22 protein-coding genes are annotated in these 19,447 nt (G+C 63.1%); 10 read left to right on the top strand and 12 right to left on the bottom strand.

Going from position 1 to position 19,447, the window contains the following annotated elements:
- The first annotated feature begins 21 nt into the window (after positions 1 to 21).
- Positions 22 to 762: a diphthine--ammonia ligase gene (locus tag ACFQL3_RS13460; protein WP_377055131.1), complete on the top strand. Its 741-nt coding sequence runs from the start codon at positions 22 to 24 to the stop codon at positions 760 to 762.
- Between the two features lie 7 nt (positions 763 to 769).
- Here ACFQL3_RS13460 and ACFQL3_RS13455 read toward each other — a convergent pair whose 3' ends face one another.
- Both ACFQL3_RS13455 and ACFQL3_RS13450 read right to left on the bottom strand, forming a co-directional pair.
- The gene (locus ACFQL3_RS13455; RefSeq protein ID WP_377055129.1) at positions 770 to 1,894 is read right to left on the bottom strand and encodes an endonuclease/exonuclease/phosphatase family protein; all 1,125 of its coding nucleotides are present in this window, start codon (positions 1,892 to 1,894) and stop codon (positions 770 to 772) included.
- A 276-nt stretch (positions 1,895 to 2,170) separates the two neighbouring features.
- Entirely contained in the window at positions 2,171 to 3,481 is a 1,311-nt protein-coding gene (locus ACFQL3_RS13450; protein WP_377055127.1) for a ribonuclease catalytic domain-containing protein, read from the bottom strand.
- 176 nt (positions 3,482 to 3,657) lie between these two features.
- Here ACFQL3_RS13450 and ACFQL3_RS13445 point away from each other — a divergent pair, with 176 nt between their 5' ends.
- Positions 3,658 to 4,125, top strand: a complete 468-nt coding sequence (locus tag ACFQL3_RS13445; protein WP_377055125.1) for an Lrp/AsnC family transcriptional regulator — start codon at positions 3,658 to 3,660, stop codon at positions 4,123 to 4,125.
- A 136-nt stretch (positions 4,126 to 4,261) separates the two neighbouring features.
- Entirely contained in the window at positions 4,262 to 4,522 is a 261-nt protein-coding gene (locus ACFQL3_RS13440; protein ID WP_377055123.1) for a HalOD1 output domain-containing protein, read from the top strand.
- A gap of 123 nt (positions 4,523 to 4,645) precedes the next feature.
- Here the strand turns inward: ACFQL3_RS13440 and ACFQL3_RS13435 are convergent, their stop codons facing one another.
- Positions 4,646 to 4,939 carry a DUF7562 family protein gene (locus ACFQL3_RS13435; RefSeq protein WP_377055121.1) on the bottom strand — a complete coding sequence of 98 codons (294 nt, stop codon included), beginning with the start codon at positions 4,937 to 4,939 and terminating at the stop codon, positions 4,646 to 4,648.
- 89 nt (positions 4,940 to 5,028) lie between these two features.
- Between ACFQL3_RS13435 and ACFQL3_RS13430 the strand changes: the two genes are divergently transcribed.
- Positions 5,029 to 5,508, top strand: coding sequence for an RNA-binding protein (locus tag ACFQL3_RS13430; protein WP_377055119.1), 480 nt, complete (start codon positions 5,029 to 5,031; stop codon positions 5,506 to 5,508).
- Here the strand turns inward: ACFQL3_RS13430 and ACFQL3_RS13425 are convergent.
- On the bottom strand, positions 5,505 to 6,248 hold the full coding sequence (locus ACFQL3_RS13425) for a DUF1028 domain-containing protein (RefSeq protein ID WP_377055117.1): 744 nt from the start codon (positions 6,246 to 6,248) through the stop codon (positions 5,505 to 5,507). The two genes, ACFQL3_RS13430 and ACFQL3_RS13425, sit on opposite strands and share 4 nt — an antisense overlap.
- A gap of 101 nt (positions 6,249 to 6,349) precedes the next feature.
- On the opposite strand from ACFQL3_RS13425, the gene sepF reads away from it, so the two are divergent.
- Entirely contained in the window at positions 6,350 to 6,712 is a 363-nt protein-coding gene (gene sepF, locus ACFQL3_RS13420) for a cell division protein SepF (RefSeq protein ID WP_377055115.1), read from the top strand.
- Between the two features lie 21 nt (positions 6,713 to 6,733).
- Here the strand turns inward: sepF and ACFQL3_RS13415 are convergent, their stop codons facing one another.
- The 5 genes from ACFQL3_RS13415 to ACFQL3_RS13395 form a co-directional block, all read right to left on the bottom strand.
- The gene (locus ACFQL3_RS13415; RefSeq protein ID WP_377055113.1) at positions 6,734 to 7,876 is read right to left on the bottom strand and encodes a multicopper oxidase domain-containing protein; all 1,143 of its coding nucleotides are present in this window, start codon (positions 7,874 to 7,876) and stop codon (positions 6,734 to 6,736) included.
- A gap of 133 nt (positions 7,877 to 8,009) precedes the next feature.
- Entirely contained in the window at positions 8,010 to 8,375 is a 366-nt protein-coding gene (locus ACFQL3_RS13410; protein WP_377055111.1) for a NifU family protein, read from the bottom strand.
- A gap of 79 nt (positions 8,376 to 8,454) precedes the next feature.
- A complete protein-coding gene (locus ACFQL3_RS13405; protein WP_377055109.1) occupies positions 8,455 to 9,954 on the bottom strand; it encodes an LVIVD repeat-containing protein in 1,500 nt (499 codons plus the stop codon).
- A 37-nt stretch (positions 9,955 to 9,991) separates the two neighbouring features.
- Complete coding sequence (locus ACFQL3_RS13400) at positions 9,992 to 10,963, bottom strand: ROK family protein (RefSeq protein ID WP_377055107.1); 972 nt, start codon at positions 10,961 to 10,963, stop codon at positions 9,992 to 9,994.
- A gap of 84 nt (positions 10,964 to 11,047) precedes the next feature.
- The gene (locus ACFQL3_RS13395) at positions 11,048 to 11,500 is read right to left on the bottom strand and encodes a universal stress protein (protein WP_377055105.1); all 453 of its coding nucleotides are present in this window, start codon (positions 11,498 to 11,500) and stop codon (positions 11,048 to 11,050) included.
- Between the two features lie 96 nt (positions 11,501 to 11,596).
- Between ACFQL3_RS13395 and ACFQL3_RS13390 the strand changes: the two genes are divergently transcribed.
- From ACFQL3_RS13390 to ACFQL3_RS13375, 4 genes are all read left to right on the top strand, one after another.
- On the top strand, positions 11,597 to 12,337 hold the full coding sequence (locus ACFQL3_RS13390) for an SDR family NAD(P)-dependent oxidoreductase (RefSeq protein WP_377055103.1): 741 nt from the start codon (positions 11,597 to 11,599) through the stop codon (positions 12,335 to 12,337).
- A 221-nt stretch (positions 12,338 to 12,558) separates the two neighbouring features.
- On the top strand, positions 12,559 to 12,882 hold the full coding sequence (locus ACFQL3_RS13385; protein WP_377055101.1) for a hypothetical protein: 324 nt from the start codon (positions 12,559 to 12,561) through the stop codon (positions 12,880 to 12,882).
- A gap of 185 nt (positions 12,883 to 13,067) precedes the next feature.
- Entirely contained in the window at positions 13,068 to 13,706 is a 639-nt protein-coding gene (locus tag ACFQL3_RS13380; protein ID WP_377055099.1) for a TetR/AcrR family transcriptional regulator, read from the top strand.
- Between the two features lie 6 nt (positions 13,707 to 13,712).
- Positions 13,713 to 15,206 carry an MATE family efflux transporter gene (locus tag ACFQL3_RS13375; protein WP_377055097.1) on the top strand — a complete coding sequence of 498 codons (1,494 nt, stop codon included), beginning with the start codon at positions 13,713 to 13,715 and terminating at the stop codon, positions 15,204 to 15,206.
- A gap of 238 nt (positions 15,207 to 15,444) precedes the next feature.
- Here ACFQL3_RS13375 and ACFQL3_RS13370 read toward each other — a convergent pair whose 3' ends face one another.
- On the bottom strand, positions 15,445 to 15,873 hold the full coding sequence (locus ACFQL3_RS13370; protein WP_377055095.1) for a dCTP deaminase: 429 nt from the start codon (positions 15,871 to 15,873) through the stop codon (positions 15,445 to 15,447).
- Positions 15,874 to 15,966: 93 nt separating this feature from the next.
- Between ACFQL3_RS13370 and ACFQL3_RS13365 the strand changes: the two genes are divergently transcribed.
- Positions 15,967 to 17,004, top strand: coding sequence for an AI-2E family transporter (locus ACFQL3_RS13365; protein WP_377055093.1), 1,038 nt, complete (start codon positions 15,967 to 15,969; stop codon positions 17,002 to 17,004).
- Between the two features lie 4 nt (positions 17,005 to 17,008).
- Here the strand turns inward: ACFQL3_RS13365 and ACFQL3_RS13360 are convergent, their stop codons facing one another.
- Entirely contained in the window at positions 17,009 to 17,809 is an 801-nt protein-coding gene (locus ACFQL3_RS13360; protein WP_377055091.1) for an alpha/beta fold hydrolase, read from the bottom strand.
- A 246-nt stretch (positions 17,810 to 18,055) separates the two neighbouring features.
- Entirely contained in the window at positions 18,056 to 19,399 is a 1,344-nt protein-coding gene (locus ACFQL3_RS13355; protein WP_377055089.1) for an initiation factor 2B, read from the bottom strand.
- Between the last annotated feature and the right edge of the window lie 48 nt (positions 19,400 to 19,447).

Raw genomic sequence — 19,447 nt, 5'->3', positions numbered from 1 at the left:
CACGTGGTCGGTACTGGCTGTATGAGCGACGACAGCGGTCCTGCCGACGGCCACTGGGTGAGCCTCTACTCCGGCGGGAAGGACTCCTCGTGGGCACTGTACCAGGCACTCGAACGCGACCTGCCGGTCGGTCGACTGCTGACGGTCCACCCCGGCGGTGACTCGTACATGTACCACGTCCCGGCGACCGATCTCGCGACCCTGGCCGCCGAGAGCGTCGGCATCCCGCTGATCGATGTCTACCCCGACGACCTCGACGCCGACGCGGCCGAGGACTCGGGCGCGCAGGGCGACCGCGAGGTCGAACCCCTGGAGGCCGCGCTCGAAGACCTCGACGCCGAACTGGAGGGTGGCGTCGCGGGCGTCACCGCCGGCGCTGTCGAAAGCGAGTTCCAGACCAGTCGGATCGAGGCGATGGCCGAGCGCCTCGGCATCGAACTCTTCGCGCCGCTCTGGCAGCGCGACCCCAGAACGCTCGCCGACGAGATGCTCGATGCCGGCTTCGAGATTCGGATCGTCCAGGTCGCCGCCGGTGGCCTCGACGAATCCTGGCTCGGACGGCGACTCGACGCCGACGCGCTGGACGAACTGGAGACACTGCACGACGAGTACGGCGTCCACATCCTCGGCGAGGGCGGCGAGTTCGAGACGCTGGTGACCGACGGCCCGCACATGGATCAGCCGATCGAGCTAGAGTACGAAACTGAGTGGGAGGGCACGCGGGGACGTCTTCGGATCACGGACGCGTGGCTGGGCGAGTAGTACGTCGTCAGTCGTCCGTCTCGTGATCTCCGTCGCCCCGGCTACTCCGTCCCAGAACGGCGAGTAAGAGGGCAGTGATGGTTCCGACGATACCGAATCCCGTGAGTCTATCGTCGGACTCCTGCTCGGAACTGCCCGAAGGGGCCGTCTGTTCGGGATCCACCGTCGGGTCTATCTCGAAGGTGGCGACGACGCCGGCGTGATCGGACGGCCAGAGAGTAACTGATTCGTCGTCGAGAGATACGCGATCGTCGGTAGCAGCGCCGACGCGTTCGATGGCGGTCGGGTCGGCACCACCGCGGTAGAGGACGGCATCGACGCGTCGCGAGAGCTGTGATTCGTCGTTTGTCAAGTCGTCCTCCTGACAGCACGTGTAGCCGTCGGCGGTCGGCCGCAACGTAGTGTGCGCGTCCCAGAACGACTCCGTCAGCAACTCGTAGGTAGCGGTCTCCGCGCCGGGGCCACTGTTGAAATCGCCAGCGAGCACGACCGGGCGGTCCGTCGGGAGCACCTCGACCAGTTCACCGGCCTGGCCGCGTCGCGAGGAGGCTTCGGACGGTTCGAGATGGGTACTGGCGACGGTGACGTCTGCGTCGTCGAGCGATACGTCTACCGTGCAGTACCCACGGTTGATATCGGCCGTGAGTCCACCGACGGATACCGAACGGGCCGCCTCGAAGGTGTCGCCACCGGTCCCGAGTATCTCGGTATCCGCCTGCACGAGTACGGCCACGCGGTCGGTCAGCCGTACGTCGATCGTCTCCTCGTCGACGTCGGCCGGAACCTCGATATCGGTCGTGACCTGCGAGGTCGCAACCTCGTACTCTAGCCCACGCTCCGCGAGCGCCGTGGAGAGAGCGTCGAGGAAGTCGACCACAACGTCCGATGCACTCGGAGAGGGGTTGTTCTGGAAGTTGCTGGGACGTCGCGTGCGAACGAGCATGGCCTCTTGCAACCCCACTACGTCGGGGCTGGTGGCATCTATTTCGGCGGCGATCGCCTCGGCACGGGGGGCGACCGGATAGCGCCTGAGATCCGCAAACAGTTGTCCTGCGGTCTGTTGCACGTCCGCGAGCGAACTCGCGCCGTCGAGATCGAATAGCTCGACACCAGCCGCGAGATTCCGCGTCATCACTGAGAGAGTCCCTGACGCCGCTGTGGGGGACGCGAAGCCGGACGCAGCGACGACGCCCGCGGTGCCCGCAACAAACCCGCGGCGGGAGACAGCAGAATGTTCACTGTTACGCTTCGGAATCATACAGATGCAAGCCAGCTATGTGAGTTTGTAATGTAGCGTATACTCCAGTGCGAGGGTTGAGTCGGAACTGGATCAACCGAGTAGAACGAGATTACTAGCGTCTGTTCCTATTAATCACGTCGACGACTTCCGTTTCCGACCGATCGAGTCCTACTCGGACTCGACGACCTCTATCCCGCGGTTGTTCACCGCCGCGGCGTCGAGACCGACCTCTTCGAGGAACTTTTTGTACTCGCGCTCGCACTGCTCGGCGTCCTGTTGCTGGTCGGAGGCGTGGTCACAGAGCGCGGCCAGATCCTCGGGGACGTCGTTCGTGTAGACGATCCAGTGGTTGATCAAATCGCTGAGTCGGCGGATCGGGCTGGTGAAGTGACCGTATATCTCGAAGTTGAGCGCGTGGTGGCCACCGAACGGGTCGTTCATGTATCTCGCGCGGGGCATCACCTTCATCACGGCCCACTGGATCTTGTCGAGTTGGCGACCCGGCGCTTCCTCAAGGGTGGCGTTGACGGCCTTGCGCGGGTCGTCCCAGGAGCCAGCGGGGATCGAGACGCCGTCGAGTTCCTGTATCTCCTGAAGCGCCTTGTCCCACTCGTCGGGGCTTGGCTGGGGATGGACCCGGTACATCGCCTCGACGCCACGGTCCCACATTAGCTGGTGGGTAACGGCCTTGTTCGCTTTCAGCATGCACTCCTCGATGATGGTGTGGGCGCGGTCCCGGGCGGGGTTCAGGACGAGCGAGCCGTCTTCCTTGCGCTGTTCGTGCATCCGGTCGGCGACCTCCCAGACCATCTCGCACTTCTCGGCGAGGTCGACCTCGGGGTCTTCGAGCAGTTCGTCGGCGGTCTCCGGGTCGTCCAGCAGGGTCTCGGCCTCGCCGTAGGTCAGGCGGGCGTCGCTCTCGATGACCGACTTGTAGATGTCGATGGTCTCGTAGGAGAGGTTCTCCTTGTCCAGATGCATCTCGACGGTGTGTGCGAGGCGGTCCTCGTTGGCCACGAGCGAGCAGACGGTCTCGGCGAGCACCGGCGGGAGCATGTGGACGGTGTATGCCGGGAGATAGACGGTGTTGCCCCGCTCGACGGCTTCGTCCCACATCTTCGTGTCGGGGTTGACGTAGTGGGTCACGTCGGCGATGTGGACCCAGAGCACGTACTCGTCGTCGTGTTCCTCGATCGAGATGGCGTCGTCGAAGTCCTGGGCGTCGATCGGGTCGATCGTCCAGGTCGTCATGTCACGGAGGTCCTCGCGCTCGTCGACCTCGTCGGCGATCTGTTGCTCGACGCCCTCGGTTCGCTCTCTGGCCTCTTCGAGTATCTCCTCGGAGAAACCGTCCCGGATCTCGAACTTCTCGAACAGCTCCTCGCGTTTGTTCTCCAGATGACGGGCCATCTCCTCATCGATCTCGACGGGGCCCTGTCCTTCGGCCGTGCCGGCCTCGGACTGAGATTCGCTGGTCATGCACTGACGTATGAGTGTCGGCCTGATAGTCGTATCGCCACGTACTGCGAGTAGGCGTCGGTTGGCGATTCGACATCCTGGAACGCAACAACATGCCGGTTGCCTCCAGCAGTACCCGGCCCGATCGGTCACTGATTAAATAAAAACACCAACTACGTGGCCGACGAACCTAGCGTATGGAGATAGACGAGACGAGTCGAAAGATACTGCGACTGTTGCAACGGGAATCGCCCCTGCTCACCCACGAAGAGATCGCAGAGCAAATCGATGTCTCGGCGAGTACGGTCAGTAACCGTCTCCAGGAACTGAGAGATGCGGAGATTCTGGAGGGGTTCCAACCGGAGATCAACTACGAGACGGCGGGGATTCCACATCAGATCCTGTTCGTCTGTTCGGCCCCGATCCAGGAGCGGAGGGAGTTGGCAAACGAGGCGATCGAGATTCCCGGTGTCGTCCACGTTCGTGAAATGTTGGGAGGAACCAGCAATCTACACGTCGAAGTCGTCTGTATCGACACACCGAGGGTCGAAGAGGTCGCCGAAGAGCTAGACCGGACCGGACTGGTGATCGAACACTCCGAGATTCTGCGCCGAGAGTACTCTAGTCCGTTCAATCATTTCGGAAGCGAACTGGTGGATCAATAGCTCTGAGACGGCATAACCGCCGATGAGTATAGCTCGACTTCTCATGCTGGCTATCTCCCAGAAAAGAACTTTCATGCTGTTGATAACGGACGATACTGTTCCTTAACTTTATAGTTCAATAGGTGGTAAAAAGTGTATGAGTTCCAATATCACCTCTTCGCCACGGGACTCGATTAGCGTGCAGGTCGTCGAGAAAATCGCCGAAACTGAGGGTACAGATCCGATCGATCTCCACCCGCCGTTACATTCGGTGATCGACGCCGAGGCGTTACAACACCTGTTCGATTCGATGCCGAACGAATCGAAACCGGGCCGAGTTAGCTTCGAGTATAAGGGATACACCGTCGAAGTGGTGGCCGATGAGACGGTGCAGGTCGAAATCCAGGATGCCTCGTGACAGGCCCCTCGAAACGCACCGAACGGTCACGCCGAGCCGAAAAACTGCGAAAATCGATAGCTGTCCGCGGCTGACGACTGGATGGGGCAAAAAGCGATCGCAACTGTCGACTCCGCTCTCCCGTCACGACTCTTCTATCTCGCCGTAGCGTTCCTCGACGAGTGCACTGTACCAGGAGAGAAACTCGGCCTGGCCGTGTGTCCCCGCATCGAGTTCGACGAGCAGTCCTTCGAGTTCGTCGCGTGGCTGGTGACAGAGTTCGTGGTCACACTGCTTGCAGAGATACTCGAACTCCTTGCCGTCCCGTTCCCAGCGGTCGCCGTACTTGTCGTACTCGCGTGCCTCCGCGCGCGAAATCGAACAGCCGCAGGCGATGCAGGTGACGGATTCCTGCTTTGAATTCCCGGAGCCCCACATACGTCTCTCTTCGACAGCGGCCTACTTAGCACTTTTCGGGGTCGCTACAGTCCGGGGCGTTTATGCGCTTTCCGCCGTTCGATCCGTGTATGGAAATCAACTCGCGACACCACCTGCGCAGTGACGGGGTGGACGAACTGGAAACGGCGATTGCCGAGGGCCTCGGCGTCGAGATCGATGGCGACACCTACGAACTCGTCGAACTGAAAGACTCGGAGTTCGATCTCGTGCTCGTCGACGGCGAACCGTCGGTGCTGTACGTCGACGACGAGCCGTTTCTCACCGTTCGCGGCGCGAACCGGTTCGAGCCCGAGACGCACATCGTCACCGTCGACAGTGGCGCTATCTCGTTCGTCAGTGACGGTGCGGACGTGATGCGGCCCGGTATCGTCGAGGCCGACGAGGAGATCGAGGCCGGCGATCTGGTCGCGATTGCGGAGGAGAACCACGACAAGGTGCTCGCGATCGGCCGCGCGCTCGTCGAAGGATCGGAGATGGTCGGCGAGCAGGGCAAAGTCGTCGAGTCGGTCCACCACGTCGGCGACGAACTCTACGAGTTCTCGGTCTAGTCCTCGGCGTCAAGGTCGTCCTCTGCGTACGCGTCCTCGTACCGCTCAACTGCATCCCGAAAGCCCTCGCGAGCAAGTTCGTACGTTTCCTGCAGGTCCGCTATCGGCGTCTCCGTGGCGTCGACGCGCAGGTCGTCGTAGTACGGTTCCATCTCGCTGTCTTCCGTTCGTTCGACGATCAGCGCGGCGCTCTGGATGGGTAGCTCCTCCCGTTTGTCGCCACCCTCCGCATGGCCCGCGGCCAGCACGTCGATCAGCCGTTCTGCCAGCGGCGCCGGGTCGTTGTCGTCGCCGAGAGGGTCTACGTCCTCCTCGTGTGAAACCTCCTCGTAGCTCTCGGCGACGCTGTCGACGACCTCCGGGCCGGTCAGCAGGTTGCCAGCGACGGTGTAGCTCCCGCCGTCGTGGTGGCCGAACCACTCTTTGCACTCCTCGCCGGAGAACGTGAACGAACCGTCGGCGTCGACGCCGTGTAGCTGGCGGTTCTCCCGGCCGTCGTCCGCGTGTAGCAGGGCTTCGAGCGCGTCTTCGACTGCCAGTCCCTCGTCGAGATAGCGGACACCGTCCCGCCCGAGGTCGACGTTGACGAGGCTTTGGGTCGCCACTGCGCCGTTCTCGCTGGCGAAGGGACAGAGCGTCCCCACCGCCGGCAGTCTCGTAGTGACGGCGACGCCAAAGCGTGTCTGCTCGTCGCCCTCGGTGTCGGTGTACTCCTCTCTGACACAGATGCTAAACGTCATATCACTCTGTGGGGAGTCCGGTGCGAAAAAACCATCCCCGCCGTTTCCTGCGACTGTGTCTGACGTAAGAACTATACCCGCTCCGACGGAGACGTTGTGGTATGGGACTCATGAGTACGATTCTCGGCGGCCGGGGCTCCCGGAGCACCGAGGATTACGTGGAGTTGGACCTCGACGACTTCGAGTCGGTCGCGGGCGACGCGGCGATGCAGGTCCACATCGCGGAGATCGCTGGCCAGAAAGACGTCATCGACATCAAGGACGCAGTGTACGACGGCGACCTCGTTATCGCCGACATCACGCGACTGCGCACGCAGGATAGCACGGTCGAACACGTCGTCGACGAACTGCGACAGGTCGCCGACGAGGTCGACGGCGATATCGTCCAGAAAGGCGACGATCAACTGATCGTCACGCCGACAGGTATCAAGATCAGCCGGACGAAACTCGGCGACACCACGTAGTCTTCGGCGAGTACGGTTTTTTCAGCCCTCGTAGCCGGCGTAATCCATCAGGCCCGCGAAGATATCGGTATCCATCGCGCTCTCGTAGACGATTGCGCCGACCATCCCGCCCGGATAGCTGGTGCCGTTCATCGCGTGGCTGACCTTGTGACAGTGTAACAGATAGATCCCCGGATCGGCGTCGGCCTCGAACTCGATGGTCTTCCGTTCGGCCGGGGCGAGATTGACCACGTCCTGGTCGTACTGGGCGACCTCGGGGATCTCAGAACCGTCCTTCTCGACGACGCGGAACCGATGGTTGTGCGTGTGCAAGGGGTGGCTCATGTAGCCGTTGTTGGCGAAGTGAACGCGGACGGTATCGCCCTCCGAGACGATGATCGGCGAACCGTCTTCGGGGTGGAGCGTCCGGGGCGCCGAGCGACCGTTGATCGTGAACACGTCCGGACTCCGGTCGCGAGGGCTGTAGGAGACGTCCTCGCCGTTCATCATCCGGTTGAGCCTGGAGTCCCAGTCCTTGACGGTCATGAATAGCTCCTGATCGGCGGGTTCGTACCCCTTCGGATCGACCCGGAAGACGCCGTACATGCCCATGTCGATGTGGCGGTGGGTGTTGTAGTGGCAGTGGTACAGATGCGTCCCGGGGACGTTAGCGGGAATCTCGTAGGTGTGTTCCTCGCCGGGCATGACTGTGATCCCGGTGGTCGTCGGGACGCCGTCGTTCTCCCAGGTCTTGCTGACCCCGTGGAAGTGCACGGTGTGGGGCATGTTGGCCTCCGTGTTGTCGAGGGTCACTTCGACGTCTTCGCCCTCCGTCGTTCTGATGACGGGGCCGGGGACGCTCGGTTCGCGGTCGTCGGCCTGCCACGCCCACACTCTGGGGAGTTCGACGGGGCCACCCATCGCTTCTCCGGGGTGTGCCGGAAGCGTCGAGGTGACCGACCGCAGGGTCACCTGATTGTTCTGCTCGGTGACGTCGACGACCTGCGGCGCTCCGGCGGGCGATAGTCCACTTTGCTTGACCTTTTGCTGCTGGTCCAAACTGGATGGAGCATCCGACGATGGAGTCGAACAGCCTGCCAGGCCCAGCAGCCCCGCGGATCCGGTTGCACGCATGAGGTCACGTCGCGAGAACTTCGTTCCTGGCGCACCGATATTATCTGTCATCACTTACTGCTCTATGACGGTGGTATATAAGGGGGGATTCACGTTCCCAGTAACTGAAAACCAGGCCAAGTCAGATACTCACAAGGGAACCAGATAGTCAGTGGATACGGCCAGTTCGCGGGAAAGCGACGTGTTACCAGCGGCTGCCTTTGACGTCGCCACGACCGCCTTCGGTTCGGTCGACGCCCATAATGCTCTCTTGCTGGTCAATGCCGAAGGCCTCGCCCGAGTCGGGGACTCGGACGGTGACGTCTTTGACCTCGGGATACTTCTTGAGCAGTTCGGCCTCGATGTTTCCGGAAGTGATGTCGGCGACGTCACAGCCCGAACAGCCGCCACCGAGTTCGATAATCACTTCGCCGTCCTCGGGGTCTGCCTTGCGGACGTTGCTGGTTCCGCCGTGCATCTGGATGATCGGCATCTGTTTTACCAGCCAGCTTTCGATTTCGTCGGCCAGGCTCTCCCCGTCGTCCGTCTCCTCGGACGCTTCGGTACTCATTATCACCTAGTACACAGCGGAGAACGGAAAGGGTTCGGGTTTCGGCCGTCTGGACGTCTAACCATCATGGTTTACGATGTTACTCCCCGTCGTCACTACGTGTTGCGTGGCGCCAGGCGGCCAGGCCGATGCCTGCAACCCCGGCTCCGACGCCGAAGCCGGGGATAGAATCGTCGTCCGACTCAGTTGAGCCGTCGTCGCCGTCTGTGTCGTCTTCGGTATCGGTTTCCTCGTCGTTCTCGCTCGCACTGTCGTCTTCGGTACCCTCGTCGTTCTCGCTCGCGCTGTCGTCGTCCTGGTCAGAGCCGGTCGCAGCCGAGTCGACGAGCGACGGCGGCGACGCTTGTTCGCCCGCCTCGTCGGGGAACGTGTACAGCGCGCCGGTCGTAGCAAGCTGAAACCCGCCGTCGCTCTCCCCGCTGCTGCCGACGAAGAAGTCCCCGGGAACGCCGACCTGCGCGGTCCAGAAGACGGCCTCGTCGGGCTCTCGCCACCAGACCAGTTCCGCCGGATTCGCCGGGTTGCTCACGTCGTGAACTTTGACGCCACCGAAGTACCACGACGAGTACAGCCGGTCCCCGACCAGGTCGAAGTTGTGTGCGGTCGTAAACTGTCCCTGCTGGGTGTTGTCGTACGACTCCGGCGGCTCGATACGCGAGAGACGCTCCGGATCGGTCGGGTCCGTGACGTCCCAGAGGTCGATACCGCCGGGGCCGCCGACCGGTTCGTCGTTTTCGTCGGTCGTCGTCCAGGCTTCCTTGCTGACGCCCAGTACGGTTCCCTCCTCGTTGACTTGACAGTAATGAGCGTTGCCTGGCGGAGCGAACGGCTCCCAGAGCGATCGCTCCTGGCTCATCGATTCGAGTTCCTCGCGCGAGTAGTCGCCGAAATGGTTGACGTACTCCGGAGCGCTCGGATCGCTCACGTCGAGGACCCAGACGCCGGCGTCCCAGTAGGAAAGGTAGGCGAGCTCACCCTGTACGTAGATGTCGTGGATCGGGTAGAGCCGCTGGCTGACGCCGCTCCAGTCGTCCTCGTGATCGAGTAAGGACCACCGCGCGAGTTCGGTTAGTTCGTCCTCTGCCGTGTCGACGAGTGCGATCGGATTCCCCTCGTCGCCGTGCTGCGTGAGATAGACGATACCGTCCTCGAAGAAGGTGTTGTGGATCGGATAGCCCGGTTCGTACAGGTCGATGCCGACGGGATTTGCCGGGTCGCTCACGTCGTAGAGTAGGACCGTCGGCGTCGCGAAGGTGCGGTTCGCGGGACCGGCGACGACCAGCCGATCACCGTCCGGCCAGAGGTCCCAGATGCCGTCGAGCGGATCGTCCGAGGGGATGCCCCGCTCTTCGTTGAGTACGGCTGGCGCTGTGGGATCGGAGAGATCGACGGTGACGAAGCCGTCGCCCGCGGCCACGTAGGCAATCTCGCCGTCGTCGGTGATCGCGGCCTCTTTCGCACCCGGAATCTCGACACTACCCATCGGTTCGTAGCCGTCCCGTTCCTGTGCGGCCACACGTCCCACAGCGGTTCCAGCAAGGACACCCGCACCGGCACGGAGGAGGGTTCGGCGGCGCATACGAATGGTCCGGACGAGAGAGAAATAAACCCCGCGGTCAGTGTAGCTTCGCGCGGTCGCCGGTGCCGCGGGTCAGCGCGCTCGCGAGCGCACCCTTGACCACGACTTCGTCGCCCAGCGTCGTCAACTGGACCTCCGGAACGTTGGTGAACACCATTTCGGGGAGTTCCTCTTTGAGCGGGCCGAGCACGAGTTCTTCGTTGTTGAGCGCAACTGCACCGCCGACGTAGATGACCAGCGGGGCGTACGCGTGAATGATGTTGGCGACGCCCATTGCGTTCCAGTGAGCGACCTGGTCGATGACGTGATCGGCAAGCGGGTCCTCGCCCGCGTACTCGAAGACGTCCGCCGCGCTGAACTCGGGATCCTGAACCGGCAGGGCAGTGTCGATGGGATCCTCCTGATGGATCCACTTCGTGTACCTGGGAATGTTGTTCCCCGAACAGTACGCTTCCCAGTGGCCGTCCTTCCCACAGCCACAGGTGAGCTGTCCCTGCGGGTCGACCACCATGTGGCCGACCTCGCCGGCGTTGCCGTCCCAGCCCGAGAGCACGTTCCCGTCGACGCAGACGCCGGCACCGACCCCGCTCGAGATGGTCAGATACGCCATGTCGTCCGGGTTGCGGTCGCTGTAGAAACGCTCGCCGATGACGCCCGCGTTCGTATCGTTGTGTAGGTAGACCTCGTCGCTGTCGATCAGTTTCTCGACCGGCCCGGTGAGGGGGATTCGATCGATCGTGTTCGGGAGGTTCGCCGGATCCATCACTGCCCCCTCGGCGAGATCCAGGGGACCGATCGAGCCGATGCCAGCGGCGGTGATCGATTCGGGTTCGACGCCAGCGTCCCTGCAGGCCTGCCGGAGAACGCCGAGGACGGCCTCGGTCACGGCGATCCCGGTCGGCCCGCGCGGCGTTCCTTGCTCGTGTGAGCCGACGATGGTTCCGTCGTCGTCAGCGACGACGGCCCGGACGTTGGTTGCGCCCAGGTCGACGCCCGCGTAATGCACCATGTACCTCCAAAAGGAATCCGGTCGTACTTAATTACATAGTTTCTTTCCCGCCGGTCCGCTCACCGACGGCGAGCCAATACCGGTCTACTGTTCACGAACGAACGTGACGGGAGACGGGGAGTTGAGCATGACGTGCTGTGCGGTGCTACCGAACACCGCTTTGCCGGTCGGCGACCGTTTTCGGCCTCCGACGATGACGCGGTCCGCATCGGTCTCTTTAGCCAGATCGACGATGGTCTCGCCGTGCGGTCCGACTGCGCCACGAATCTCGTATCTGATCTCCTGCTCTTCTAGCAAGTCCGAGAGCGAGCGGATGGTGGCGTGGCGCTGGGCAGTGTCGTCCGCCGAGACTTCCGACAGTTCAGTGTCGAACTCGAGTTGGTCGAGGACGTCCTGATACTCGTCGTCGGTAAATACGTGTGCCAGGGAGACTGTGGCGTCGGCGGGCCCGGCAACTTCGATGGCTGCTTCTGCGATCTCTTCGGCCCGTTCGGCGTCGCCAGGTCCGACTGCGACGAGAACTGATTTCAGTGTCATACAGGGCTATTCTCTTGCAACCGTGTTAAATATACTGACGTGGAGATATCCCGCACAAAGACCGTGTTCTTTTGCTCTCGAACCCCTGGACCAGATATGATCGATCCTGATCTCGACGGGCAGACGGTGCTGGTCACGGGGAGCGCCCGCGGCGTCGGCCGTGAACTACTGCTTGCGATGGCCGACCGCGGCGCGAAGACGGCGGTCCACTACAACACGAGTGACGACGCCGCGGCGACTGTTGCCGGGCGGGCCGAAGAGCGCGGCGCAAGCGATACGACAGTCGTGCAGGGCGACGTCACGGTGCCAGCGGACGTGGACGATATCTTCGACGCCGTCGAGGCCGAACTCGGCGCCGTCGACGTACTGGTCAACAACGTCGGGGCGTTTGCGCCCGTCCACTGGACGGAGATGGACTACGAGACGTGGCAGGGCGTCTTCGATACGAACGTCAACGCGACCTATCTCTGCTCGCGTCGCGCACTACCGGCGATGCACGAGCAGTCCTACGGCCGCATCGTCAACGTTGGCTACGCCTCCAGCGAGAAGGGACTGATAAACCCGAAGAACGCCCCCTACTTCATGGCCAAAGCCGGCGTGTTGATGTTCACCCGGATGCTCGCGGCCGACACGGCTGACGACGGCATCACTGTCAACGCCATCTCCCCCTACGTCGTCGAGAACTCGGCGGAGTTCCCCGACGAACTCCCACGGGGACGGCCCGCCGGCTTCGAGGACATGTCACAGGCGATGTTCTTTTTCCTTGACGAGGACAGCGGATATATCAGCGGAGAGAATATCGAGGTTGACGGGGGGTGGCTGCCCGAGGAAGTGTAGTTCGAGCGTCTCGTGAGCGGAGCGAGCGAGTTCACCGAAGCGCGGTGCGCTTCGGATTTTTGGCCGAGATTTTTTTGCGAGCGGTGTGCCTGCACACCCGAGTCAAAAAAGGTCGGTGAGGATATCGAGGTTGACGGGGGGTGGCTGCCCGAAGAAGTGTGGTTCGAGCGTCTCGCGAGCGAATACCCATATTTTTGCTTTTGCGATACGAACGTATCATCATGGTAGTACGTGCCAGTCCCTGTGACGGCGACGACCCTGTATCTCTCCCGGGCGCCGTACCGTACGACTTCTCCCATCTGTCACGACAGAGCTGGGAGTTAGGATCGCGTACCGTCGACGACGATGAGTCGACACTGCTCTGTCGCTGGGAGCAGGCAAGCAGGCGATGGGTGATGTCGATTTTCGAGGTCACAAGCACTACCGTCATCATTCGCGTGGAGACGCCTGTGGGCCGAGAGCGCTTTTACGGCGCGATCCGATCGGAACTCGAATCGGCAATTCCCAGGCTGGAGGCGGCTCCTGACTGGCGACGCTCCAACTGACGTCGACGCACCCGGCGGTGCGGAGCTGTCTGTGCTTTTGGAGTGATCGGTGGCGGTCCAGACTGGTAGACGTGTAGCCACAGTAGAACCAGCAGTGATGCGTCTCGGTCGCTTGCCGTCCTCCACAACGCTATCGTCCGACTCCGAAAGCCGTTTACCGTTCACTAACTGACTAGTCAGTCAGGATGGCCGACACACCGAACGGCTCCGACGCCGCAGCAGATACGCGCGAGGAAATCATGGACGCGACCTATCGCGCCCTCTGCGAGCACGGCTACGCCGACCTCACGATGCAACATATCGCCGACGAGGCTGGCAAGAGCACCTCGCTCCTGCACTACCACTTCGACACGAAAGAAGACCTGCTGGTGGCGTTTATCGACCATTTGATCACCGAGTTCGAGGAGGTCGTCGCACCGAGCGAGGAGAACTCGCCCGCCGACCGACTCCGGGAGTATCTCGATCTGTGGGAGTTCGCACCCGAAGAGGACGAGCGAGCGGCGCTCCATCTCGCCCTGCTAGAACTCCGGTCCCGAGGGCCGTTCAACGAGGCCTATCGCGAACAACTCGCGCGCAGTGACGAGGTACTCCGATCGACGGTCGCCGACATCATCCAGAATGGGATCGAGCAAGGTGTGTTCCGGGAGGTCGACCCCGCCGCAACCGCACGGCTCCTTGTTGCGACGCTTGACGGCGCGCGGACGCGCCAGATCACGCTCGACGACCCCGAATACACCCGTGGAGTCCGCGACCAGCTAGAAGAACAGTTCGTCGAGGGCCTACTCGTCGACGGGACAGACGACACAACTGGGAAGGGGCAGTAGCGTCGAATGGGTGAAAGCGGGGACCGATCGGTAGACGTCGTCGACGGGAAGCTACTGAAGCCCCTGATCATGCTCGCGTCCCCGATCATCCTCACGCAACTCCTGCAGGTCGGATACAACCTCGCGGACACGTTCTGGGTCGGGCGCGTCGGCTCTGACGCCGTCGCGGCGCTGTCGTACTCCTTCGCGATCATCTTCCTGATGGTCAGCGTGGCGGGCGGGTTCACCGTCGCGGGCACCGTACTGATCGCCCAGAACAAGGGGGCAGGCAACGAGAGCCAGTCCCACCACGTCGCCGGGCAGACTATCTCCTTTGTCACACTGCTGTCCGTCCTCTGTGCGGTCCTTGGCTATCTGCTCACCCCGACGCTTATGCAGTTCGTCGGCGCGAATCCCGGCACCGACGCCTACGCCTACGCAGTCCAATACACGCGTATCATCTTCCTCGGGGTGCAGTTCATGTTCTGGTTCTTCATATTCGACGCGCTGATGCGTGGCTGGGGTGACACGAAGACGCCGCTGTACCTGATGATCGTCAGCGTCGCGGTCAACCTCCTCGTCGATCCGATATTCATCCTCGGGTTCGACGACAACGTGTTGTTCGCGTGGCTCACCGCGATACCGGGTCTCGACGGCCTTGCGCTGGAAGCGTGGCTCTACGAGGCGACCGGCTTCGAGGGCTGGGGCGTCGCCGGCGCGGCAGTTGCGACGATCCTCTCGCGCGGAGCGGCGGCGATGATCGGCATGTATCTCCTGTTCAGTGGCCGTACCGGCCTCAAACCGTCGCTGTCTGACCTCCGCCCGAAGCGGACAACCGTCCGCAAGATCGTCGATCTCGGCCTGCCGACTGCGGGCGAGCAGGGCTTTCGCTCCTTCGGGATCACGGCGCTGACGGCGATTGTCGCCATCGCTGGCACCGACGCCGTCGCCGCGTACGGTATCGTCCAGCGACTCGCTTCGCTCGTTTTCCTTCCCGCGATGGGCCTGGCACGAGGAACGGAGACGGCGGTCGGACAGAACCTCGGGGCCAACCAGATCAAGCGGGCAAAACAGGCGGTCGGCATGAGCAGTGCAATTATCGTCGGCGTGTTCTCCCTCGTCGGCGTCGTGGCGTACACCTACGCCGAACCGATTACCGGCGTGTTCATTACAGGTGAGGGTGCCGCGGGCGTGATCGAGGTCAGTTCGGCGTATCTCGTCATCGCCGCACCGACCTTCGCCTTTCTCGGCATCTTCCAGGTCGTCCTCGGGGCGTTCCGTGGGAGCGGGTCGACGCGAACGGCCATGTTTCTGTCAATCCAGGAGCTCTGGATCTACCGGATTCCTGTCGCGTACTTCCTGGTGGTCTACACGGATCTCGGCGTAATCGGTGTCTGGTACGCCATGGCGTTCTCCTACGTCGCCAGCGCTGTCACGACTGGCCTCTGGTTCCTCAGGGGGACCTGGACGGACAACGAAGTGGATGTGGACGAACCGACTGCCACACCGGGCAGTGACTGAGCGAACGAACGTGCGAGGCGGGGGAGCGGCCATCGGAGGCCAGTCGGAGCTGTCGGAAGCCAGCCGTCCCCCCGCTGTCGCCCGGTGAAGTGGAACACCGGAAGACGAATGTGCGTGCCATCCAGCACGCACGCGGAAGTAGACCACAGGGGCAGAAAACAGCTTCCCCTATATTGAATATATGTCTTGTTTTGCCATTAAATATTGGACAGATGTACTTCCTATCTCCGGATCGACCTCATCCGTCTGCCAGCAATGTTGACACTCTCGCGTTCTCTTTCAGTCGGAGACCGCCCCCGCCGACCGATAACGGAACCAGTGAGAGTTCGTCGACGTGCAGGGTCGGGTGCGCGGCCCCGCGAGCACGGAGTTCATCGCGCACCTGTAGAACTACGCGTTCGTCCACCGACAGTCGCTCGTTGTACTCGATCAGGTACTGCCCGGCGTCGAGATGCCACCACTGGTACTCGTCGTCCCCCTGTCGCCACGTCCGGTCGTGCGGAGCGAGTTCGGCCTCGGCAAGTTCGCCGCCCCCGAAGTCGACTCGACCAGGGGTATCGACCTCGTACACCTCGGCGACGGTGAGATCGATCCCGTGGTCGCGTCGCTGGGTCTCCTCGTAGACGATTCCGTCGAGCGCATCGGTGAGTTCGGCGAGCGAGGGCATCGACTGTGATGTCCACGCGCCGGCGCAAAAAGTCTCGGCTACAGCACCTACCAATATCTCAACGTTTACATAGCTCTGTTATGAGTTCGGAATATGGACGTTCGAACCGCGTTCTTTGCCCTCCTGGTCGCCGTGCTCGGGGTGATCGGCTTCCTGCTCGTGGATCCGTTCCTCCAGTACGTACTCGCCGCCGGACTGATCGCATTCGTGCTCTTTCCCCTCCACGAGCGGCTAGCCGACCGGATCGGTCAGCGACTGTCCGCCGGCTTCCTCACTGCTGTCACGTTCGTGGTGGCAATCGTGCCCCTTCTGATACTGTCACTGATCATCATCGATACGACAATCTCGTTTCTCACCGAACTACAGGGGAGCCAACTGTCCGCGTTCATTGATTCGATCAGGCGCTTCCTCCTCGAGGATCTGGGTGCCCAACCCGAACAGGTCGCAGAGTTCGAGTCGGCGGTCCTGGCGGAGTTCGAGGGCCTGCTCGACGCGTCGACGGATATTCTCCTCACGCAGACGCTCGGACTGCTCGATACGACGGTCGAAGTCGGGACCGGCGTGTTGATACTCGCCTTCCTGCTGTACTACTTTCTGGTCGACGGCACCGAACTACTCGACTGGACCCGTCAGGTAACCCCCCTTTCCGGGGACGTTCAGGACGAACTGTACGAGGAGATGTCGCGCGTAATCTGGGCCGTCGTCGGGAGCCATCTGCTGGTCGCAATCGCGGAGGGGATCCTCGGCGGGCTTGGCCTGTGGGTGCTCGGCATCTCCAACGCCGCGTTCTGGGCAGTGGTTATGGTGATCCTCTCGGTTTTGCCGTTGATCGGTATCTGGCTCGTCTGGGGGCCGATGGTCGGCTACCTCATCGTCGTCGGGGATCCGGTCGGAGCGGTGATCCTGCTGGTCTACGGGCTGTCGGTCCTCGCGGTCGTCGACGAGTATCTCCGGGCGATCCTCGTCGATGTGGGGTCGGGGATCCACCCGGCAATCGTGCTGATCGGCGTCCTGGGCGGTATCTACCTGCTAGGGGTCATGGGGCTGTTCCTCGGCCCGGTCCTGCTCGCCCTGTTCAAGGCGGCTGTGACCGTGTTCGACCGCACGCACGGGATACCGAGCGCGGGGTAAGGACCTACCCGTCGAGGCCGTGCTCGTGGAGGAACGTGCGAGTGCGCTCGTACACGCGGTCGTAGGTCGCCCCGTGGAACGGCAGACCGTGATCGGTCGGCAGTTCGTCGAACTCGACATCGGTTACGGGCGCGAGTGCGTCGGCGAACTGTTCGGACTGCGCCGCCGGTAGTACGTCGTCGTCGGCCCCGTGGAGCAACAGCGTCGGCGGCGTCGAGTCGTCGATCCGCGCGGCGGGCGAGGCGCGCTCGTACGTCTCCGGGACCTCTTTGATGGTTCCGCCGAGATACTGCGCGTGGATGTCGGGTTCGTCGGGGTCGAACTCGGCGGTGTCGAACGCCCGGAAGTCGTAGATACCCGAATAGCCGACGACTGCGGCGAGTGGCGACGCGTCCGCCTCTTCAGCGCCGTTGGCGGTTGCCGCCGCGAGCGCGACCAGATTCGCCCCCGCGGAGTGGCCGACCCCGGCGAGACGGTCCGGATCGGCGTCGTACTGCTTCCCCTCGTCCCGGACCCACTCGACCGCTGCCCGAACGTCGGAGAGAGCCGCCGGAAACGGCCACTCCGGGGCGAGTCGGTACTGTGGCTCGATTGCGAGGAAGCCATCGCTCGCAAAGTCGATGGCGTGTCGGGCGAACTCGCCCTTGTCGCCGATGACGAACCCGCCCCCACGGACGAGGACGGCCACGGGGAGGGGGCCCTTGCGGTCGGTTGGCTCGTAGATGTCGAGCCTTAGCGTCTCGCCAGCCACCTCCCGGTACGGGACATCCCTGTGAACTGTGACCGTCGACTCGGCTGTTGGCATGAGGTTACAGTCGTGTCACGGCGCGAATAAGCCTACCGGAGAGCATCGCCACTCACGAGATGTAAGAAGGCGGCTCGGTGTAAGGTGTCGTCACAAGGGGCTCGGTGGGGGTAACCTTCGTCACTGCCGCCCCTCGACGGTAGACCGTGGCGGCGTTTTACTGTTGCGTCTTCAGGTTCGGCCTTCCGGTTCGTGGTCCCGTCCAGTCTTCCCCCTCGCCGTTCGCAGTCCCGCCACCCGCCGTTTTCAGTGGTCCTCCCATTCGGCTTCAGCAGGCTCCCGTGTTCCGTCTTCGGGCGGGTTCTGCCACTCCGCGGCGGCGGCGTGCTCTTCGGCAACTGCGGCGACGTCCTCTTCATCGAGTCGTCCGCGTTCGGTGACGACGCCCGTCACCAACTCGCCCGGCGTGACGTCGAACGTCGGATTCCGAACGTCGAGGTTAGCGTCACCGTCGTACACCGCGGTGGCGATCCCGGTTTCGAGGTTGACCGAGTCCTCGTGGCTGATCTTGTCGCTCGCCGCGACGGTGTAGACAGGAACCCCCTCGCGGGCGGCCGCCAGCGCGGCAACGCGGGTGCCGGTCTTGTTGACGACGCGCCCGTCCGGCAGGACGGTGTCCGCGCCGACCAGCACGGCGTCGATATCTTCGGTCGCCAGCACGTGCCCGACGGCGGCGTCCGTATGAACCGTGACGGGAACCCCGACGGACTCTACGAGCGTCTCGGCGACGTCGACGCCCTCCCGTGCTGGCCGGGACTCCGCGACGAAGACGGCTCCCGGATCGGCACGCCGGAGCGTCGCGAGCACCGTGCCCGAGCGCGAGAGCGTGAGCACGCTGTCGCCGCCGAGCAGGTCGGCCGCTTCCCGCGCCGCGTCGGCATCCGCCGCGAGTGCCCGTTCGATGCCCTCCGTCGCGGCGTGCTCGACGCGCGTGGCTGGCGTCGTCGCTTCGGCCTCGCTGACGGTGCCAGACTCCTGTTCGCCGTCTCCTTCGGTCGCCTCGTTCAGTGCCCGGTTCACCCGGTTCCGAAGCACTGCCATGCTCGGGCGGGCGCGGAGCAAGCGCCTCCCGAGGTCGAGGAGTTCGTCCGCGTCAGCGTCACCTTCAGCAGCCAGCAGGGCGGCCCGGTCCCGGAGGATTTCGAGTGCGCGAACGGAGAGATACGCCGCACCGTGGTCGTCGTCCGCAGTGACCGATCGGACCGTCGGGGCGACGCGTTCGTAGGCCTCCCAGCACCCCGGGGCGGCGTCCTCGTGGAGCAAGACTGTCGGCGAGATCCACTGGCGGCGTTCGTTCGACTCGACGACTGAACCGGCGGCCGTCGCCTCGTCCAGATCGAACAGTACCGGACTGCGCGTGCCCTCCTCGGTCTCGACGGGCGACCCGGTCCGGACGAGTTCGACCCCGTCGGCGATACCGATGTCCTCGCGCAGTATCTGCCGTGCCGATGCGATCGGTTCGTCCGCCGCGCTGTCGTCGCACTGACCGGAGAGGAGACCCCATCGTGACGCCTCCCCACCGTCCTCGGGACGACGTTCGGCGAGCACTTGCCCACCATGACGGAGGAAGACACAGACGCGTGTGGTCATGGTCGGAGGAAGGCCTGCCGCTCTGGTACCGTTTTCGATGCACTGCGA

It is taken from the genome of Natronoarchaeum sp. GCM10025321 (assembly GCF_042663585.1).
In the GTDB taxonomy this organism is placed as follows: Archaea; Halobacteriota; Halobacteria; order Halobacteriales; family Natronoarchaeaceae; genus Natranaeroarchaeum.
Note: the sequence above shows the minus strand (reverse complement) of the source record. Positions and strands in the feature narration are given on the sequence as shown.

What these genes read in the sequence shown, in the direction of transcription:
- ACFQL3_RS13415 (WP_377055113.1), bottom strand. Translation starts at nt 7,876, where the DNA reads ATGACAGATAATATCGGTGCGCCAGGAACGAAGTTCTCGCGACGTGAC.
- ACFQL3_RS13400 (WP_377055107.1), bottom strand. Translation starts at nt 10,963, where the DNA reads ATGGTGCATTACGCGGGCGTCGACCTGGGCGCAACCAACGTCCGGGCC.
- ACFQL3_RS13380 (WP_377055099.1), top strand. Translation starts at nt 13,068, where the DNA reads ATGGCCGACACACCGAACGGCTCCGACGCCGCAGCAGATACGCGCGAG.
- sepF (WP_377055115.1), top strand. Translation starts at nt 6,350, where the DNA reads ATGGGACTCATGAGTACGATTCTCGGCGGCCGGGGCTCCCGGAGCACC.
- ACFQL3_RS13460 (WP_377055131.1), top strand. Translation starts at nt 22, where the DNA reads ATGAGCGACGACAGCGGTCCTGCCGACGGCCACTGGGTGAGCCTCTAC.
- ACFQL3_RS13385 (WP_377055101.1), top strand. Translation starts at nt 12,559, where the DNA reads ATGGTAGTACGTGCCAGTCCCTGTGACGGCGACGACCCTGTATCTCTC.
- ACFQL3_RS13365 (WP_377055093.1), top strand. Translation starts at nt 15,967, where the DNA reads ATGGACGTTCGAACCGCGTTCTTTGCCCTCCTGGTCGCCGTGCTCGGG.
- ACFQL3_RS13440 (WP_377055123.1), top strand. Translation starts at nt 4,262, where the DNA reads ATGAGTTCCAATATCACCTCTTCGCCACGGGACTCGATTAGCGTGCAG.
- ACFQL3_RS13425 (WP_377055117.1), bottom strand. Translation starts at nt 6,248, where the DNA reads ATGACGTTTAGCATCTGTGTCAGAGAGGAGTACACCGACACCGAGGGC.
- ACFQL3_RS13355 (WP_377055089.1), bottom strand. Translation starts at nt 19,399, where the DNA reads ATGACCACACGCGTCTGTGTCTTCCTCCGTCATGGTGGGCAAGTGCTC.
- ACFQL3_RS13375 (WP_377055097.1), top strand. Translation starts at nt 13,713, where the DNA reads ATGGGTGAAAGCGGGGACCGATCGGTAGACGTCGTCGACGGGAAGCTA.
- ACFQL3_RS13435 (WP_377055121.1), bottom strand. Translation starts at nt 4,939, where the DNA reads ATGTGGGGCTCCGGGAATTCAAAGCAGGAATCCGTCACCTGCATCGCC.
- ACFQL3_RS13370 (WP_377055095.1), bottom strand. Translation starts at nt 15,873, where the DNA reads ATGCCCTCGCTCGCCGAACTCACCGATGCGCTCGACGGAATCGTCTAC.
- ACFQL3_RS13390 (WP_377055103.1), top strand. Translation starts at nt 11,597, where the DNA reads ATGATCGATCCTGATCTCGACGGGCAGACGGTGCTGGTCACGGGGAGC.
- ACFQL3_RS13410 (WP_377055111.1), bottom strand. Translation starts at nt 8,375, where the DNA reads ATGAGTACCGAAGCGTCCGAGGAGACGGACGACGGGGAGAGCCTGGCC.
- ACFQL3_RS13450 (WP_377055127.1), bottom strand. Translation starts at nt 3,481, where the DNA reads ATGACCAGCGAATCTCAGTCCGAGGCCGGCACGGCCGAAGGACAGGGC.
- ACFQL3_RS13405 (WP_377055109.1), bottom strand. Translation starts at nt 9,954, where the DNA reads ATGCGCCGCCGAACCCTCCTCCGTGCCGGTGCGGGTGTCCTTGCTGGA.
- ACFQL3_RS13430 (WP_377055119.1), top strand. Translation starts at nt 5,029, where the DNA reads ATGGAAATCAACTCGCGACACCACCTGCGCAGTGACGGGGTGGACGAA.
- ACFQL3_RS13360 (WP_377055091.1), bottom strand. Translation starts at nt 17,809, where the DNA reads ATGCCAACAGCCGAGTCGACGGTCACAGTTCACAGGGATGTCCCGTAC.
- ACFQL3_RS13445 (WP_377055125.1), top strand. Translation starts at nt 3,658, where the DNA reads ATGGAGATAGACGAGACGAGTCGAAAGATACTGCGACTGTTGCAACGG.
- ACFQL3_RS13455 (WP_377055129.1), bottom strand. Translation starts at nt 1,894, where the DNA reads ATGACGCGGAATCTCGCGGCTGGTGTCGAGCTATTCGATCTCGACGGC.
- ACFQL3_RS13395 (WP_377055105.1), bottom strand. Translation starts at nt 11,500, where the DNA reads ATGACACTGAAATCAGTTCTCGTCGCAGTCGGACCTGGCGACGCCGAA.